Origin of the sequence: Bradyrhizobium sp. AZCC 2289, from assembly GCF_036924615.1 — a bacterium.
Taxonomy (GTDB): Bacteria; Pseudomonadota; Alphaproteobacteria; order Rhizobiales; family Xanthobacteraceae; genus Bradyrhizobium.
Genome location: NZ_JAZHRY010000001.1, coordinates 6,591,057 through 6,608,486 on the forward strand (window position 1 = coordinate 6,591,057; position 17,430 = coordinate 6,608,486).

A 17,430-nucleotide genomic window follows, 5' to 3' on the forward strand; every position below is an offset into this window, starting at 1 on the left:
GCGTTCCTGTGGATTTTGGGTACAGGTTCGGCATCAACCGCCCCCGATCAGGCACGCCGTCCCGTGGCGAAAGTGCTAACGCGATCGTATAAAAGAGCCGATGACGCCTGTATGACCCCGCTATCCACAGGGTTGGCCGGTTTGTGGAAAACTCTTCGGCGCGTGGGCCGCTCCGACTTGACGCACTCCGACTTGACACAATCTGACTTGACGCAAACAGACGGCCCGCTGCCTCGAAACCCGCACCACCCACAGCCGTAGCTGATGGGTGCACAAGATCATCCGGACATATTCAATGGTGGCAGTGATCGTCGTGGCAGCGCTGGCGTTCCTCGCGCTGGTCACGCAGGCGGGCGTCTTGCGCGCGGAGCGCGCCCATCCCGTCCAGGGCAGGATGATCGAGGTGGCGGGTGCCGCGCTTCACGTCGTCGATATCGGCCCGCGGGACGCGATTGGCCCGCCGATCGTGATGCTGCATGGCGCGAGCTCGAATCTGGAGGTGATGCGGCAGCCGGTCGGCGACAGGCTGGCGAGAAATCATCGCGTGATCCTGATCGATCGCCCGGGGCACGGCTGGAGTACGCGCGCCAGTCTCGAGGACTCGACGCCTGAAATCCAGGGCCGGATGATCGACGAGGCACTGGCGAAACTCGGCGTCGGCCGGGCGATCTTCGTGGTGCATTCCTGGGCCGGCGCGCTCGGCCTGCGCATGGCGCTGGATTATCCGCAGCGCGTAGCCGGGCTCGTGATGCTGGCGCCGGTCGCCTATCCCTGGCCGGGCGGGGTCGGACGCTACAATGAGATCGTCACCCTGCCCGTGATCGGCTCGCTGCTGGCCTACACGATCACGCTGCCGCTCGGCACTTTCGTCGCCGAACCCGGCGCCCGCGGCGTGTTTCTGCCGCAGACCATGCCGGACGGATTTGTCGAGGGCACCGCGACGCCATTGCTGCTGCGGCCGCGCGAGTTTCTCGCCAATGCCCGGGATCTGGTGACGCTGAAGGCGGCGGTCGCCGAACAGGCGCCGCGCTACGCCGGGATCAAGGCGCCGATCACGATTCTGGCTGGAGACGCCGACAAAACGGTATCGACCAGCATCCATTCGCGCCCGCTCGCCGCCGCCGCGCCGAACGCCAGGCTGATCGTGCTGCCCGGCGTCGGCCACATGGTGCAGAACGCGGTGCCCGATCTTGTGATTGCAGAGATCGAGGCGATGATCGGCGGCACGGCAAGGAGCACGGCGGCGGCCAATTAGGCGGTGCCGAAGCCGATCGGCCACGTGGTAGCATGTTGTCGCTGCCGGAGGGCGACCATGAGGCGACGCGAGTTCATCACGCTTCTCGGGGGCGCGGCGGCCGTGACTTCAGTGTCCTGGCCGCGAGCCGGACGCGCGCAGCAGGGCGCGATACCGGTGATCGGCTTCCTCAACGCCGCTTCCGGCCCAAAACTACGAGACGTTCTTGGCGGCTTTTCTCAAAGGGCTCGGCGAAGCCGGTTACGCCGATGGCCGCAACGTGACGATCGAATACCGCTGGGCGGACGGCCAAAATGACCGCCTTCCGGCGCTGGCGCTCGATCTGGTTCAGCGTCAGGTCACAGTCATTGCCGCCACCAGCACGCCGGCGGCGCTGGCTGCAAAGGCGGCAACCACGACCGTTCCGATCGTCTTCGAAACCGCCGCCGACCCAGTCCAGCTCGGCCTTGTCACCAGTCTGAACCGGCCAGGCGGCAACGTCACAGGCGTGACCCAAACGAATGTGGAAGTTGCGCCGAAGCGGCTGGAATTGCTGCACGAGCTACTTCCCGCGGCGCGAAGCATGGCGTTTCTCGTCGACCCGAGCGATCCCACCGTGGCAGAGACCTCAGCCAACCAGATGCGGGCCGCGGCCCGCACACTGGGTCTTGAGCTCCATGTGCTGGGCGCCAGCACCGAAAGCGAATTCGAAGCGGTATTCGTAAGGGCTAACCAGTTGCGGGCGAGCGGGCTGGTGATCGGAGCCGGAACTGCAATCTTCGCGGGCCGGGGCAGGCAGCTCGCAGCGCTTTCGGCCAGGTACGCGGTGCCAACGATAGGCGCCAACCGCGTGTTCACCGCGGCCGGCGGCTTGATCAGCTATGGCGCCGACATCGTCGATGCCTATCGTCTCACCGGCGCGTATGTCGGCCGTGTTCTCAGAGGCGAAAAGCCGGCGGACCTTCCGGTCCAGCAAGCCACCAAAATCGAGTTGCGCATCAACCTCAAAACCGCCAAGGCGCTTGGCGTCATCGTTCCGATAACGCTACTCGGCCGCGCCGACGAGGTGATCGAGTGATGGCGGATATCGGTCACGTCGCATGAGTCCGGGTGCAGCACCGCCCGGACCTCACGCGCTGTCTGCCCTGGCTCTCGCGTGCGGTCCAAGGCAGACACAGCGGCCAAGCGTGGCTTTCGACCTACTTCGTCTTGCCGTCCTTGTCGTATTGCGAGATGAATGCCCAGAGATCGTTGATCTCCTTCTCGTTCTTGATGCCGGCGAACGCCATCTTGGTGCCGGGAATCTTCGCCTTCGGGTCCTTGATGTATTCCTTGAACTGGGCCTCGTTCCAGGTGATGCCGGAATTCTTGTTGGCGTCCGAATAGGAATAATCCGGCGCGGTGCCGGATTTGCGGCCGTCGATGCCGTTGAGCTCGGGACCGACCTTGTTCTTGGCGCCTTCGCCGATCGCGTGACAGGCCAGGCATTTGTTGAATGAGGTCTTGCCGGCGGCGGCGTCCTGCGCCAGCGCGCCCGATGCGGCAGCCATTGAGGTGAGGACAATCAGCGCGCCGAAATTCAATTTTGTCATGGGGTGCTCTTCATTTTTCCCGGATAGAGGTGCGGTTGCTTGTGGCATGGCCCGCTTCGATTGGACAAGCCACGAAACCTTGACTGGTTTCGGCATGGCAGGCTTGCCCCAGAGAGAACTCTCCGCCTGGAGGGCGGCAATCCGACTTCCGGATGGCCTACCCAAACCGGGGCAGACGTGCTTGAATTGTCGTGACAATTCGATAAGGCGCGGGGCCTGGAGGGAACACGCATGGCCATCATGATGCCGGCTTCGGATCAGGCGGTTCTGGATCGTCGCGACGCCATCGTCGCCGCCTTGCGGGCGATCGTGCCGGGTGAGGGCGTGATCGACAGCGCGGCCGAAATGGTCCCCTACGAGTCCGACGGTCTGATGGCCTATCGCCAGCCGCCAATGGTTGTGGTGCTGCCGGACACCACCGAACAGGTGTCGCGCGTCCTGAAATACTGCTTCGAGCAGGGCATCAAGGTAGTGCCGCGCGGTTCCGGCACCTCGCTGTCCGGCGGCGCGCTGCCGTTGGCCGACGGCGTGCTGCTGGGCCTCGGCAAATTCAAGCGCATCCGCGAGATCGATTTCGACAACCGCGTGGTGGTGACCGAACCCGGCGTCACCAACCTCGCCATCAGCCAGGCGGTGGCGCATGCCGGATTCTATTATGCGCCCGACCCGTCGTCGCAGATTGCGTGCTCGATCGGCGGCAATGTCGCTGAGAATTCCGGCGGCGTGCACTGCCTGAAATACGGCATGACCACCAACAACGTGCTGGGCTGCGAAATCGTGCTGATCACGGGCGAGATCCTCCGCATCGGCGGCAAGTCCGCGGAAACCAGCGGCTACGACGTGATGGGCATCATCACGGGTTCCGAAGGCCTGCTCGGCGTCATCACCGAGATCACGGTGCGGATCCTGCAGAAACCGGAAACCGCACGCGCGCTGATGGTCGGCTTTGCGCAAGTCGAGGCGGCCGGCCAATGCGTGGCCGAAATCATCGGCGCCGGCATCATCCCGGGCGGCATGGAGATGATGGACAAGCCTGCGATCCACGCCGCCGAAGCCTTCGTCCATGCCGGCTATTCGCTCGACGTCGAGGCGCTGCTGATTATCGAACTCGACGGCCCCGGCGTGGAGGTCGACGAGTTGATCCGGCGTGTCGAGGCGATCGCGCAGCGCTGCGGCTCGACGACCTGCCAGATCTCCAACTCGGAAGCTGAACGCAATTTATTCTGGGCCGGCCGCAAGGCGGCGTTTCCGGCGGTGGGGCGGATTTCGCCCGACTATCTCTGCATGGACGGCACCATTCCGCGCGGCGCGCTGCCGAAGGCCCTGGCGCGCATCCGCGACCTTTCGGTCAAATACGATTTGCGCGTCGCCAACGTGTTCCACGCCGGCGACGGCAATCTGCATCCGCTGATCCTGTACGATGCCAACCAGCCCGGCGAGATGGAGCGGGCCGAGGCGTTCGGCGCCGATATCCTGCGCTGCTGCGTCGAACTCGGCGGCGTGCTGACCGGGGAGCATGGGGTCGGGATCGAGAAGCGCGATCTGATGCCGGAAATGTTCAGCGAGATCGATCTCAACCAGCAGCAGCGGCTGAAATGCGCGTTCGACGCACAGGGCCTGCTCAATCCCGGCAAGGTGTTTCCGACCCTGCACCGCTGCGCCGAGCTCGGCCGCGTGCATGTGCACGGCGGCAAGCTGGCGTTCCCCGAATTGCCAAGGTTTTGAGGGCCCGGGGGCACGATCCCCGGTGTCACACGATGACCGACATCCCGATGGGCGAGACGGCCGGCGCGGTGACCGAAGCGCGAAGCGCATCCCGTTTGCTGTTCATCGACAACATCAGGTGGTCGATGATCATTCTGGTGCTCAGCATGCACGCGAGCGACACCTACAGTCCGTTCGGATACTGGTATTACGTCGATCGGCAGCAGACGGGTCTCGGCACCGCGCTTTTCTTCGGGGTCTACCAGAGCTTTCTGCAGGCGTTTTTCATGGCCGCGCTGTTCTTCATTGCCGGCTATTTCTCCGCCGCCGCCTATGACCGGAAGGGGTTCTCGCGGTTCCTGCGCGACCGCTTTGTCCGGCTCGGATTGCCGACGCTATTGTACATGCTCGTGATCGGACCGCTCACCGAATACTTCCTGTCCCGGACCTGGGGCAGCGGGTTTTTTGGACACCAGTGGCTGCTTCACCTCAAGGACGGGGAGTGGCTGTCGGAAACCGGGCCGATGTGGTTTTGCGCGGCACTTCTCGTGTTTGCGATCATCTACGGCCTGATCCGCCTGACCGGATGGAAAGAGAGCCGGATCGAGCCTGCCGGCGATCGCCGGGATGGGGCAGCAGTGGCGATCTTCATCGCCATCATGGCGGCCTCGACGTTTCTGGTCCGTGTCGGCATGTCCGAGGGGGCATCGGTGCTCAATGTCCATCCCGGTGATTTTCCGCAATATATCCTGATGTTCGCGGCCGGCGCGTTGGGCTATCGCGGCCACTGGATCACCGAGCTTCCCGAACGTTTTTGCATCCAATGGGCATCGCTCGCACTGACCCTTGCAATCCCGCTATTTGCGGCGCTCATCTTGTTCGGCGGTGGCTTGCAGGGCGAGAGGGCGCAATATGCGGGCGGCTTCAATCCGGTCAGTGCCGGAAAATGCCTGTGGGAAGCGCTTGTCTGTGTGGGAATGGGTTTGCTGATGCTTGCTGTCTACCGACGACATTTCGACCGACAGGGGCCGGTCGCGCGGTGGCTTTCCGACAACGCGTTCGGCGTCTATCTCATCCATCCACCGATCCTGATCGGTTCCGCCATCCTGCTGCACGCGGTTGCACTGAATGCGATTGCGAAGGCCCTGTTGCTGACGGCGGTTGCAGCTGTCGGCAGCTTCGCAGCGTCGGCTTTCGTGTTGCGGAAGTCGCCGCTGCGCGCAATCGTCTAGAGATTCCGATGGACACCTCCAAAGTACGTAACGCCGCCGACGTCGAGCAGGTGGTGCGCGCGGCGATCGCCAGCGACCAGCCGCTGGAAATCATCGGTCATGGCTCCAAGCGCCTGATCGGCCAGCCGATGGCGACCAATGCGCTGCTCGATCTTTCCGAGCTGAACGCGGTCACCGCCTACGAACCGAACGAGCTGATCATTACGGTGCAGGCGGGCGCGCCGCTCGCCGACGTGCAGTCGCTGATCGATTCGAAAAACCAGCAATTCGCGTTCGAGCCGGTCGACACTTCCGCGTTGCTGGGCACGCCCGGCATCGGCACCATCGGCGGCATGATCGGCGCCGGCCTCGCGGGCCCGCGGCGCATCAAGGCCGGCGGCGCGCGCGACCATCTGCTTGGGGCGCATGCGGTGTCCGGCTTCGGCGACAGCTTCAAGACCGGCGGGCGGGTGGTGAAGAACGTCACCGGTTACGATCTCTGCAAATTGCTTTGCGGGTCGTGGGGCACGCTCGCGGTCATGACCGAGGTGACGCTGAAGGTGATGCCGAAGCCGGAGAGCGAACGCACCCTGATGCTGCGCTCCCTCGACGACGTCACCGCCAACCGCGCGATGACGGCGGCGCTGGGCTCGCCATTCGATGTCTCCGGCGCGGCGCATCTGCCCAATTCGGCGTTCCGGCCCGCGTCAGAGGCGCTGGCCGGGCTGGGCTCGACGGGCCAGGCGGTCACGCTGCTGCGGTTGGAAGGCATTGCGGCATCCGCCGCGCATCGTGCGGTTTCGCTCGCCAAGTCCCTTGCCCCGTTTGGGGGCGCGGAAATCCTGCAGGATGGCGCCTCCGCGGCGGTCTGGAGTTCCATCCGCGACGTACAGCCCTTCGCCGCCGGCGGGGCGCTGGGGGCGTGGCCGGTGTGGCGGATCGTCTGTCCGCCGGCTTCCGGCGGCGCGCTCGGTCAGGCGCTGGCGCGGGACAGCGGCGGCGACGTCATCTATGACTGGGGCGGCGGGCTGATCTGGGCTGCGCTGCCGCCCAAAGCCGACGCGCAGGCGGCGCTGGTGCGTCAGCGCGTCGACGCCGCGGGCGGCCATGCGACGCTGATACGGGCGTCCGAACAGGTCCGGCGCCATGTCGATGTGTTCCATCCGCAAGCCGGCGGCCTCGCCGGCCTCAGCGAGCGCGTTCGCTTGAGCTTCGATCCCAAAAACATCCTCAACCGGGGCCGGTTGATCCGGGCGGTCGCGACATGAAAACCGAATTCTCACTCGCGCAACTGGCCGATCCCGATATCGCCGAAGCCGACAAGATCCTGCGCGCCTGCGTGCATTGCGGCTTTTGCACCGCGACCTGTCCGACCTATGTGCTGCTCGGCGACGAGCTCGATAGCCCGCGCGGCCGGATCTATCTGATCAAGGAGATGCTGGAAAAGGACAGGCCGCCGACGGCGGAAGTGGTCAAGCACATCGACCGCTGCCTCTCCTGCCTTGCCTGCATGACCACCTGCCCGTCGGGCGTGAACTACATGCATCTGGTCGATCAGGCGCGGGTCAGGATCGAGCGGGACTTCTCACGGCCGCTGGCCGAACGCCTCTTGCGCCAGGTGCTGGCCTGGGTGCTGCCGCGGCCAGGCCTGTTTCGAGCCAGCATGATCCTGGCGCGGCTCGGCCGGCCCTTCGCGGTCCTGCTGCCGACCCCCAAAGCCGGATCGGCCTCGCCGACCCTGCTACGGCGGATCAAGGCGATGCTGGCGCTGGCGCCGAACGGCCTGCCGGCGCCGGGACCCGCCGGCGGCAGCGTCTTTCCGGCCATTGGCGAGCAGCGCGGGCGGGTCGCGCTGCTGCAGGGCTGCGCCCAGCAGGTGCTGGCGCCGCGCATCAACCAGGCTGCGATCAATCTCCTGACGCGGCACGGCGTCGAGGTGGTGCTGGTCAAGGACGAACAATGCTGCGGCGCGCTGACCCATCACCTCGGGCACGATGGCGACGCGCTGGCGCGCGCCCGCGCCAACATCTCGGTGTGGCAAAGGGAGCTGGAACAAGCCGGCCTCGACGCCATCCTGGTGACGACATCGGGCTGCGGCACCGTCATCAAGGACTACGGTTTCATGCTGCGCGAGGACCGCGAATTCGCTGGTCCCGCTGCGCGAATATCCCTTCTGGCAAAGGATATCACCGAATATCTCGCCGGCATCGAGCTGCTTCCTTCAACGCAAAACGGCAACCTCACCATCGCCTATCATTCGGCTTGTTCGCTGCAGCACGGACAGAAAATCACAGCGCTTCCGAAAGAATTGCTTTCCAAGAATGGATTCGTGGTGAAAGATGTACCCGAGAGCCATTTGTGTTGCGGTTCGGCGGGGACCTACAACATTCTCCAGCCCGACATTGCTAGCAGATTGCGCGACCGCAAGGTCGCCAATATTGCGACAGTCAAACCGGACATGATCGCTGCGGGCAATATTGGGTGCATGATTCAGATTGCCAGCGGCACGTCAGTTCCTGTGGTGCACACGATTGAGCTTCTCGATTGGGCGACAGGAGGTTCGCGGCCAGGATTGAATTGATCGATCAGCCGAGCATGATCCGGACCCGGAAGGCCGCGTTAGCGCAAATGGCTACCGGTTTTCCGAAAGATCATGCTCAGACAAAAAAAATAGAACGGGAAGGCGCTTCGAAGAAGCGTCATCCCGAGCTGGGCCAAGCGGACTATTCGAAGCGCTCGACGGACACGGATCAGCGGCAACAGGAGGATCACAATGGCTAAAGCGAAGAAGAGCAAGAAAAGCAAGAAGGCCAAAAAGGCCAAGAAAGCTGTAACGGCGAAGAAGAAAGCCGCGAAGAAATCTTCGAAGAAGGCCGCCAAGAAATCGGCCAGGAAATCGGCGAAGGCCAAGAAGGGCGCCAAGAAATCCGTCAAGAAATCCGCCAAAAAGTCGATGGCCGCGCCGAAAATGGCCGCCAAGAGGAGCCCTGCGAAAAAGAAGAAGGCCGCCGCCAAGCCGGCTGCTCCCAAGCCGGCTGCTCCCAAGCCGGCTGCTCCCAAGTCTGCTACTCCCAAACCCGCCGCCCCGGTCGCAGCGCCGGCACCGGCCCCCGAGCCGGCCGTCGCCCACAGTTGGGCTACCCCTAGCGAGCCCTCAGCGAGCCCCACGCCAACATCCACGTCGTGGTCTTCCGGTGGTTCCGACGGAAGTGGTTAGCAGCCGTTCAGCCGGCAGAACTCGATCGAAAGGCCGCAGCATTCATCGCTGCGGCCTTTTTCATGAAATCCACTTTCCCAGAGCATGATCCGGGCAAGTAGGGCCGCGTTGGCGCAAAGTAGGCCCCGGTTTTCCCTCGCGACAAACGCGAAGCGTTTGCGCGGAGATCATGCTCAAACAAAAGAGGGCTGAGGCCGAGGCCTTCACGGATGATTCGGTGCGCGCGGCGTCCCCGTGCACATGCCGGTGTTTTTCCTGGTTCCAGATGTCGCCCAGCCGACACGGAGAGCGCCAAGATTGTTGTGGGAATGCAACACCCGTCAACAACATTCCCCGAATTGGTCATAACGCCTAAAAAGTCAGCAGATGCTTGTCTTTTTTGCTTCACCTGCCGGATGGCGCGTTCCAGATTGGCTTCAGGTTAAGGAATTTGGTTGCAGTCGGTTATCGCATGCCCTGGGGGCGCCGGAACGGGACTGTTTTATAAGGTGATGGGGATCGTCATGAAGAAACTGGCTTTGTTAGCAACGGCGCTGGCAATGGTATCGGGCTCGGCTCTCGCTGCGGATATGGCCGTCAAGGCCGTCAAGGCGCCGCCGCCGGCACCGTTCGATCCCTGGGACGTCGCCTTCGGCAGCGCGCTGATGAACGACTACGTGTTCCGCGGTGTCACCCAGTCCAACCACAAGCCGTCGGTCGCCGCCTACTTCGAGCCGCGCTACAACATCAACAAGGACCTCCAACTCTACGTCGGCGCCGCCGGTGAGAGCATCTCGTTCCCGAACCGCGCCGCCGCTGAAATCGACATCTACGGCGGTATCCGCCCGACCGTCGGCATGTTCGCCTTCGACTTCGGTGTCTGGGGCTACATCTATCCGGGTGGCACCTGCTACAACGCCGCCGCGGTCCCGGGTTCGGGCATTCCCGGCTCCGACGCAAGCTGCGCCGTCAGCCCGTTTGGCAATTCCGACCCCGTCACCGGCGGTCTTCCGATCAACGGCAACTTCGCCAAGAAGAATGCCAGCTTTTATGAAGGCTATGCCAAGGTCAACGTGACCCTGAACGACCAGTTCTCGATCGGCGCCAACGAGTACTACTCGCCGAACTTCCTGAACCTCGGCGCTTGGGGCAACTACGCTTCGATCACTGGCAAGTGGACCGCACCGAGCACCACCTTCGGCACCAGCGGCGTCGGCATGTACGTCTCCGGCGAGTTCGGCCGTCAGTGGCTCGGTACGTCTGACCGCTTCTACGGCACCGGCCCCGGCACTGTTTTCGCCGCTGGTATTCCTGAGCCGAGCTACAACACCTGGAACATCGGCGTCGGCTTCACCTACAAGGTGTTCACGCTCGATCTGCGCTACTCCGACACCAACCTCTCCAAGGGTGCGTGCAACGCCTTCACCAGCGACTACACGGCACGGGTTGCCACAGCTGGCAGCGTCTCGCTCATCAACCCGGGTGGGTTCGAATCCAACTGGTGCGGCGCGACCGGCATCGCCAAGCTCTCGGCTGACCTGACCGCGGTGAGCAACCTGAAGTAATATCTTCCTGTCGAAGATCTTCCAAGTCGAAGATATGGGGGCGGCAGAGCGATCTGCCGCCCCTTTTCTTTTGCGGGGGCTGCTATAGCGTTTTCGAACGAAGCATGCCCTCGGACTTGATCCGGGGGTGGGGACCGGTTGGCGTGAAGATGAAATGGGATTGGCGGCGCGCGGCGAGCCATGCGATTTTCCGCATCGATTACCGCAACATCCTGGCAGGAGCGGTTGCGGGCCTTGGCGGCGCGATCGCGATCGGCGCCATGGAGTGGTTCTCCGTCGCCGCCCATTATCCGCTGTTCGTGATCCCGTTTGCGACCTCGATCGTGCTGGTGATCGGATCGCCGGAAGCGGAGCCGGCGCAACCGCGTGCCCTGATCGGCGGGCACCTCGTCACAACCCTGGTCGGGCTCGCCGTGCTGAAGCTGACCGGCCCGCAGCCTTGGGCGGCGGCCGCCGCCGTCGGCCTGTCGATCCTGGCGATGTATTTGACAAGAACGTTTCACCCGCCGGCGGGTATCAACCCGCTGCTGGTGGTTTCCAACAATTTGCCGTGGTCGTTCCTGCTGGCGCCGGTGCTGGCCGGCGCGCTGCTGCTGGCCGCGTTCGCCTATGTCTGGCACCACTGGCTTCGCCGCCAGTCATGGCCGCGGCGCTGGTTGTAGCGTCGTCACGGCGTCGTGGCACGCTCGCCTCCGTCCTTTAGCGCGAACTGTTCGCCGTCGCGAACCAGCACGGCATTGCGCTGGTGGAACGCCTGCAGCGTCGAGCGATGCCCGATCGAGACGATGGCAGTCCCCGGCAATTTCTCCTCGAGCAAACGGTAGAGCGCCGCTTCCGAGGGCTCATCGAGCGAAGCGGTCGCCTCGTCGAGGAACAGATATTGCGGCGCATGCAACAGCGCGCGCGCCAGCCCAAGCCGCTGCTGCTCGCCAAGCGAGAGCATCCGGTTCCAGTGCGCTTCCTCCTCAAGCCGCGGGCCAAGCTGCGGCAGGCCAACCTGGGTGAGAACATCCCGGACCCGGTCCGGGCCGAAGGTTTCGGCTTCGGCGGGATAGACGATCGCCGCATGCAGCGGCCCGATCGGAAAATATGGTTTTTGCGGCAGCGTCATCAGCGAGGCGTTCGCCGGAATTGAAATCGAACCGCTGCCGAACGGCCAGATGCCGGCAATGGCGCGAAACAGGGTCGACTTGCCGGAGCCGGACGGACCGGTGACCAAGGTGCGCTCGCCGCGCCGCAGGCTGAGACTCTTCGCCGCGACCAGGGGTGCGCCATTGGGCAGGCGTACGAGAAGCTCGCGCAGGTCGATTTCGCCGCCCGGCGACGACAATTTCCCGATCGAACCGGGGCTGGTCGCAAGCGCTGCAGCGCCCGAGATCGCCTTCTCAAATCCGTCCAGACGGGCGACGACCGCGCGCCATTCCGCCATCGTGCGATAGATCGAGACGAAGAAGGACAGCGCCTCCTGCACCTTGCCGAATGCTTCGGCGGCCTGCAGCAGGGCGCCGAGCTGGATCTTGTTGGCGAAATAGGCGGGTGCCGCGAGAATCATGGGGAAGATCACGGCGGCCTGCGAGTAGCTTTGGGTAAACGCCGTCAATCGCTTGGTCCGGCTCATGATGCCGTACCAGTTGGCGACGACGCGGCCGAACCGCTCCGACAGCCGCTGGCGATCGGCGCCTTCGCCCTGCAGCAGCGCGATCTGCTCGGAGTTCTCGCGGACCCGCACCAGGTTGAAACGGAAATCGGCCTCGAGGCGCTGCTGCTGGAAATCGAGGTGGACCAGCGGCGAGCCGATCCATTGCGTCAGGGCCGTTCCGAAGATGGCGTAGATCAGCGCGCCCCATACCAGGTAGCCGGGGATGGCGAACGTGTTGCCGAACATGTGCAACGGCGCCTCCGCGGACAGCCCCCAGAGAATCACGACAAAGGACGCCAGCGAGACGATCGAACTCAACAGCCCGACGCCGAGACTGAGGGTCTGGCCGACGAACAGCTTGACGTCGTCGGTGATGCGTTGATCGGGATTATCGGCCGCGTCGCCCTGAAGCTGCATGCGGTAGTGGTTGGCGTCGTGCAGCCATTCGCCGAGATATTGGGTGGTCATCCAGTTGCGCCAGCGGATCTGAAGCCACTGATTGAGATAGAGCTGGTAGACCGAAAGCACGACGGAGATGGCGGCCAGAACGCAGAAGATGATGTTTTCCCGGACGAAGCCGTCCCAATCCTTCGCCTGCAAGGCGTTGTAGAACCGGTTGCGCCACTGGTTCACCAGCACGTCGGTTCCGACCAGCGCCAGCTCGATGACGATCACCGCGGCGAGCAGGCCGCGGCCGGCCCATTTATCCTCGGAACGGAAATACGGGATGGCGATGCGCCACACCGTCGCGAGTGTCGAGCGAATGTTGTTCACGGATTATCGTCTCCGGGAGATGGCTGCAAAGGCCTGAGAAATCGGGACAATCAGGGTGCTCTAGACTAAAGTCGTAGCTCTGGCATGCAAGCGTTCGCTTGTCCCGGCATTCGACTCAACCCTAGCATGGCGGTAACGGCGAGGGGCGGGGGACCTTTGGATTTCGCGGCTTTGTGAGCGATTTTTGGCGCTGCCAAATTCGCAGGCAGATTTCGCACATCACCGGGACACCTCCGCGATCACGCCAGGCGCGCCAGACCGTTCACGCTGGCCGGCGCGCTGCATAATGGCGTGGGGAGGATCCGCAACATGTGGAATCAAATCTACAATCCGCTCGGCAATGCCACGTTGTCGACGATCGCCGCCGCAATTCCGGTGGTAACGCTGCTGGTGCTGATCGCCAGCGGCAAGGTCAAGGCGCATATGGCGGCCATCATCGCCGTGATCCTGACCAACCTGATCGCGATCTTTGTCTTCACCATGCCGGCAGGGATGTCGATCCGCGCCTCCCTGCTCGGCATCGTCGCCGGGTTCTTCCCGATCGGCTGGATCGTGCTGAACGTCATCTTTCTCTATCAGATCACGGTGGCAACGGGCCAATTCGAGCTGTTGAAACGCGCCGTCGGCGGCGTCACCGAAGACCGGCGCCTGCAATTGCTGCTGATCGCGTTTTCGTTCGGTGCGTTCTTCGAGGGCGCTTCCGGCTTTGGTACACCCGTCGCCATCACCGGTTCGGTCCTGATCGGCCTCGGCTTCTCGCCGCTGGCCGCTTCCGGCCTGTCGCTGATCGCCAATACCGCCCCGGTCGCCTATGGCGCGCTGGGCACGCCGATCCAGGGCCTCGCCTCCGTCACCGGTCTCGATCCCTATATTCTAGGCGCGATGGTCGGCCGGCAATTGCCGGTGTTCTCGCTGATCGTGCCGTTCTGGGTGGTGTGGGCGTTCGCCGGCTGGCGCGGCATGAAGGATGTTTGGCCCGCGATCCTGGTCACCGGCCTGACGTTCGCGATCCCGCAATTCGTGATCTCGAACTACATCAATCCCTGGATCGTCGATATCGGCGCCTCGCTGATCTCGATGGGCTGCCTGATCCTGTTCCTCAGGGTATGGCAGCCGAAGCAGCTCTGGTTGTCGCCGGCGCTGCGCGGCAGGGATGAATCGGCGGCGACGATGACGGCGCCGAAGCCCATGGACAAGACCGAGCTGACGCAAGGCGAACTGTGGAGCGCGTTGCTGCCATGGATCGTCGTCTGCGTCGTGATGCTGATCTGGGGCAATGGGGCGTTCAAGACCTGGGCAAATTCGATCTTTACATGGAACTATCCGGTTCCCGATCTGCACAACATGATCAACAAGGTGCCGCCGGTGGCGGCGAAGCCGACGCCGGAAGGTGCCGTCTTCGCCTTCACCTATCTGTCGTTCACCGGCACGGGCATGCTGATTGCCGCGATCATTTCCGGCTTCCTGGCGGGGTTTTCGCCGGCCAGGATGATTTCGGAATATGGCCGCACCATCAGGCTGTGCGCGATTTCGCTGATCACGATCTCGGCGATGCTGGCGATCGGCACGCTGACGCGGCTGTCCGGCGTCGACGCGACGCTCGGTCTGGCATTTGCCGCAACGGGCGTGCTCTATCCCTTCTTCGGCACGCTGCTCGGCTGGTTGGGCGTGGCGTTGACGGGGTCGGATACGGCGTCGAACATCCTGTTCGGCAATCTGCAGAAGATCACCTCCGAACAGCTTGGGCTGTCGTCGGTGCTGATGGGCGCCGCCAACTCGTCCGGCGGCGTGATGGGCAAGATGATCGACGCGCAATCGATCGTCGTCGCCTCCACGGCGACCAATTGGTATGGGCATGAAGGCACCATCCTGCGCTTCGTGTTCAAGCACTCGATCGCGCTGGCGTGTCTCGTCGGCATTCTCGTGATGTTGCAGGCCTACGTCTATCCGTTCACGGCGATGGTCCTGAAGTAGACCGCGCTTCGACGCGCGAACAACCAAAGATCCCCGCGGGCGGCGGCAACCCGCGGGGACTTGTTTTTTTTTGGATATTTTTTACCGCCGCCAATCTGGTCAAGGTCGGGCACATCCAATAGAACGGCGGCGCACTATTGGAGCGTTTTCGAGCGAAGTGGGCACCGGTTCGCGTGAAGAAAACGCGTCAAAACAAGAATCTAGGTTGGACGATTTTGAGGGGTTATATGATTTCAGTCGCACGCATTTGGAGAGAGACGGCTGTCGCCTTGACACTTTTGTCGGTCGCTCCGATGTCAGGCCCGGCGCACGCCGATGACGGTTTTCCGTTCGGCATGGAAATGACCCTGGAAGCCGCGCGCATGCCGGGGTCGAAACGAATCCCGGACCTCGATATCGGCGACAGCGGCGAGGTGATCCTCGAACTCTGGTGCAAGGGCGGCAAGGGCCAATTCTCGGTGGCGGGCAATACCGTGATTTTCGTCGCCGGTGAGATGGAGAACCGTCCCTGTCCGCCGGAGCGGGCGCAGGCCGACGACGATCTGATCGCGGCGCTGACCGATGCGGCGACCTGGAAGCGGCAGGGCGACGTCGTGTCGTTTGTCGGGGCGACGACGCTGCGCTTCCGTCTCAATACCAATTAGGGCGTGGACTCATAAATCGAGAGGCGTCGACGGAGGTCCGCTTTGGTGCGCATTGCGGACTCAAGTCGGACATCGCGTTAGGTCCGAAAAGTGCCGATAACGGACCTGGTAAGTCCGCGCGAGCACGCTACGAGAGAATCCTGCCTCCGGATTAGCAGAGCGTAATCCACGGTAACAATGCATTCTGGAAGGTCGGTCGGCATGTGACGGTGCCTCGTTCAGCCCGTCTGAAGGCCGGCCTCGAATATGCGCTTCTTCTGACGTGAGCCATCTTTTGCTGCGAAATCGGCTGGCGAGATGCCGTTGCGGCCAAACCTTTTGCGGTAGGCTCCCGGCGCCGAACCTACGGCCTTGCGAAATACACGTGCAAATGAGGCCACGTCCTTATAGCCGAGCGATTGGGCGATCTGCTTCTGCGAGGTGTCCCCTCCCTCCAGGAGCTCGCGCGCTCGCGCAATGCGAACGGCCCGACAATACTCGATCGGGCTCATGCCCGTTGCACTCGCGAACCGCCGCAGCAGCGTGCGCCGTTCCAGTCCCGCGGCCGTCGCCATGGCCGCAAGGGAGACGCCTCGTCCGTCCCTCATGTGCACCCACTCCTGAGCCTTCAACACGGCTCGATCTCCGTGCGTCTGAGGAGGAGCAAAGCCTGTAAAATAGCGCGCCTCACCCGCGGCTGGGCCGGAAAGAACAAAGCGCGCCGTCTCCGCCCACATAACCGGGCCGAAAATCCTGTCAACGAGAAACAGTCCAAGATCGATCCATGACAGAAATCCGCCCGCCGTGATGATGTCGCCATGGTCAATGATGCGCCGACTCGTATCGACGACGATTTGCGGAAAACGCTTCGCCAGCGCCTCTGCGCAAATCTGATGTGTGGCAACTGAAAGGCCGTCGACGAGGCCCGTTTCGGCAAGGATAAACGCACCCGAGCACAGAGAAACCAACGTGGTGCCGGCGGCATGGCGATTACGGACCCAGGACACCACGCCGGCGGGGACGTCAGGATCTGGAAGGTTCACCATGGTCGGCGGGATGATCAGCGTTCGCGGCTTTGGGCTGCCGCGCGGTGCGCTGTCATAGACACATGAAAGTTTCGCGGCGCCGCAATGGATCGGTTTCCAGTGCGTAACGCGAAGCGGGCTTTGGCCAGATCGCCGTTGATCGAGCGCAATCGTGGAAGCGGCGCCGAACAAATCGGTAAGGCCCAGGATACAGGCCACCTGCGCACCAGGGTAATCCACGATGCCAATTTCGTGTGCGGCGATTCCAGTCATCGCATTGTCCCTCCCGGTCAGAACTTTGACCCTTCCGGCAATTGAAACCGCCGAGGAGATGGAAGCACCTTAGCATAATCCGGGAATACGGCCACCGTGCTCGATTGGAGCCGGATTGCGACCACATGGACGGCAAGGAAGGCTGCGAGCGATGAAGCTCACGGTGAACGGACAGGAGCGGGTCTTGGAGGGGGTCGACCCCGACATGCCCCTGCTCTGGGCTATTCGAGATCTCCTAGGTCTCAAAGGAACGAAATTCGGCTGTGGAAAGGCGCTCTGCGGTGCGTGCACCGTGCACTTGGATGGCCAGCCTGTCCGCTCGTGCCAAACATTTCTTGCCGACGTCGGGGACGGCAAGGTCACGACGATCGAAGCAATCTCCGGACCCGTTGCGGAAGCAGTCAAGTCAGCCTGGATCAAGAACAATGTGCCCCAATGTGGCTACTGCCAGTCGGGTCAGATCATGTCTGCGGTAGCGTTGCTCGGGTCCAACCCGAAGCCCTCGCGTGATGACGTCAACTCCGCAATGAGCGGCAACATCTGTCGATGCGGCACCTATCCGCGGATCCGCGCCGCGATCGCGGACGCCTCGAAGCATCTCGGTCAATAGCGAGCGTGCG

Annotated in this window: 15 protein-coding genes; 11 read left to right on the top strand and 4 right to left on the bottom strand. The window is 63.1% G+C overall.

All coding sequences use genetic code 11. The annotated features are described in order from the left end of the window. The first annotated feature begins 295 nt into the window (after positions 1–295). Together V1289_RS31275 and V1289_RS31280 are read left to right on the top strand one after the other, a co-directional pair. A complete protein-coding gene (locus V1289_RS31275) occupies positions 296–1,255 on the top strand; it encodes an alpha/beta fold hydrolase (protein ID WP_334401726.1) in 960 nt (319 codons plus the stop codon). 205 nt (positions 1,256–1,460) lie between these two features. Continuing rightward, on the top strand, positions 1,461–2,312 hold the full coding sequence (locus tag V1289_RS31280; protein ID WP_334401729.1) for an ABC transporter substrate-binding protein: 852 nt from the start codon (positions 1,461–1,463) through the stop codon (positions 2,310–2,312). Between the two features lie 121 nt (positions 2,313–2,433). Here the strand turns inward: V1289_RS31280 and cycA are convergent, their stop codons facing one another. Then, positions 2,434–2,826, bottom strand: a complete 393-nt coding sequence (cycA, locus tag V1289_RS31285) for a cytochrome c-550 CycA (RefSeq protein ID WP_334401731.1) — start codon at positions 2,824–2,826, stop codon at positions 2,434–2,436. A 231-nt stretch (positions 2,827–3,057) separates the two neighbouring features. Between cycA and V1289_RS31290 the strand changes: the two genes are divergently transcribed. Genes V1289_RS31290 through glcF form a run of 4 tightly spaced genes read left to right on the top strand, consistent with a single transcriptional unit; the run spans position 3,058 to position 8,322 of the window. Then, on the top strand, positions 3,058–4,551 hold the full coding sequence (locus V1289_RS31290; protein ID WP_334401733.1) for an FAD-linked oxidase C-terminal domain-containing protein: 1,494 nt from the start codon (positions 3,058–3,060) through the stop codon (positions 4,549–4,551). 32 nt (positions 4,552–4,583) lie between these two features. After that, positions 4,584–5,762, top strand: a complete 1,179-nt coding sequence (locus tag V1289_RS31295; protein WP_334401735.1) for an acyltransferase family protein — start codon at positions 4,584–4,586, stop codon at positions 5,760–5,762. Positions 5,763–5,770: 8 nt separating this feature from the next. Further along, positions 5,771–7,009: an FAD-binding protein gene (locus V1289_RS31300; protein ID WP_334401737.1), complete on the top strand. Its 1,239-nt coding sequence runs from the start codon at positions 5,771–5,773 to the stop codon at positions 7,007–7,009. Then, positions 7,006–8,322, top strand: a complete 1,317-nt coding sequence (glcF, locus tag V1289_RS31305) for a glycolate oxidase subunit GlcF (protein WP_334401739.1) — start codon at positions 7,006–7,008, stop codon at positions 8,320–8,322. The genes V1289_RS31300 and glcF overlap by 4 nt, the downstream gene beginning before the upstream one ends. Positions 8,323–8,360: 38 nt before the next feature. Here glcF and V1289_RS31310 read toward each other — a convergent pair whose 3' ends face one another. Then, a complete protein-coding gene (locus V1289_RS31310) occupies positions 8,361–8,801 on the bottom strand; it encodes a hypothetical protein (RefSeq protein ID WP_334401741.1) in 441 nt (146 codons plus the stop codon). Positions 8,802–9,461: 660 nt separating this feature from the next. On the opposite strand from V1289_RS31310, the gene V1289_RS31315 reads away from it, so the two are divergent. Together V1289_RS31315 and V1289_RS31320 are read left to right on the top strand one after the other, a co-directional pair. Beyond that, positions 9,462–10,502 carry a TorF family putative porin gene (locus V1289_RS31315; protein WP_334401743.1) on the top strand — a complete coding sequence of 347 codons (1,041 nt, stop codon included), beginning with the start codon at positions 9,462–9,464 and terminating at the stop codon, positions 10,500–10,502. A 149-nt stretch (positions 10,503–10,651) separates the two neighbouring features. Beyond that, the gene (locus V1289_RS31320) at positions 10,652–11,164 is read left to right on the top strand and encodes an HPP family protein (RefSeq protein WP_334407745.1); all 513 of its coding nucleotides are present in this window, start codon (positions 10,652–10,654) and stop codon (positions 11,162–11,164) included. A gap of 5 nt (positions 11,165–11,169) precedes the next feature. Here V1289_RS31320 and V1289_RS31325 read toward each other — a convergent pair whose 3' ends face one another. After that, positions 11,170–12,915, bottom strand: a complete 1,746-nt coding sequence (locus tag V1289_RS31325) for an ABC transporter ATP-binding protein/permease (protein ID WP_334401745.1) — start codon at positions 12,913–12,915, stop codon at positions 11,170–11,172. Positions 12,916–13,224: 309 nt separating this feature from the next. Here V1289_RS31325 and V1289_RS31330 point away from each other — a divergent pair, with 309 nt between their 5' ends. Continuing rightward, positions 13,225–14,889: an L-lactate permease gene (locus V1289_RS31330; protein WP_334401747.1), complete on the top strand. Its 1,665-nt coding sequence runs from the start codon at positions 13,225–13,227 to the stop codon at positions 14,887–14,889. Positions 14,890–15,182: 293 nt separating this feature from the next. After that, complete coding sequence (locus V1289_RS31335) at positions 15,183–15,533, top strand: META domain-containing protein (protein ID WP_442896096.1); 351 nt, start codon at positions 15,183–15,185, stop codon at positions 15,531–15,533. 218 nt (positions 15,534–15,751) lie between these two features. Here V1289_RS31335 and V1289_RS31340 read toward each other — a convergent pair whose 3' ends face one another. Beyond that, positions 15,752–16,810 carry a GlxA family transcriptional regulator gene (locus V1289_RS31340; protein WP_334401749.1) on the bottom strand — a complete coding sequence of 353 codons (1,059 nt, stop codon included), beginning with the start codon at positions 16,808–16,810 and terminating at the stop codon, positions 15,752–15,754. A gap of 151 nt (positions 16,811–16,961) precedes the next feature. Here V1289_RS31340 and V1289_RS31345 point away from each other — a divergent pair, with 151 nt between their 5' ends. Continuing rightward, positions 16,962–17,420, top strand: a complete 459-nt coding sequence (locus V1289_RS31345; protein ID WP_334401750.1) for a (2Fe-2S)-binding protein — start codon at positions 16,962–16,964, stop codon at positions 17,418–17,420. The last annotated feature ends 10 nt before the right edge of the window (positions 17,421–17,430 follow it).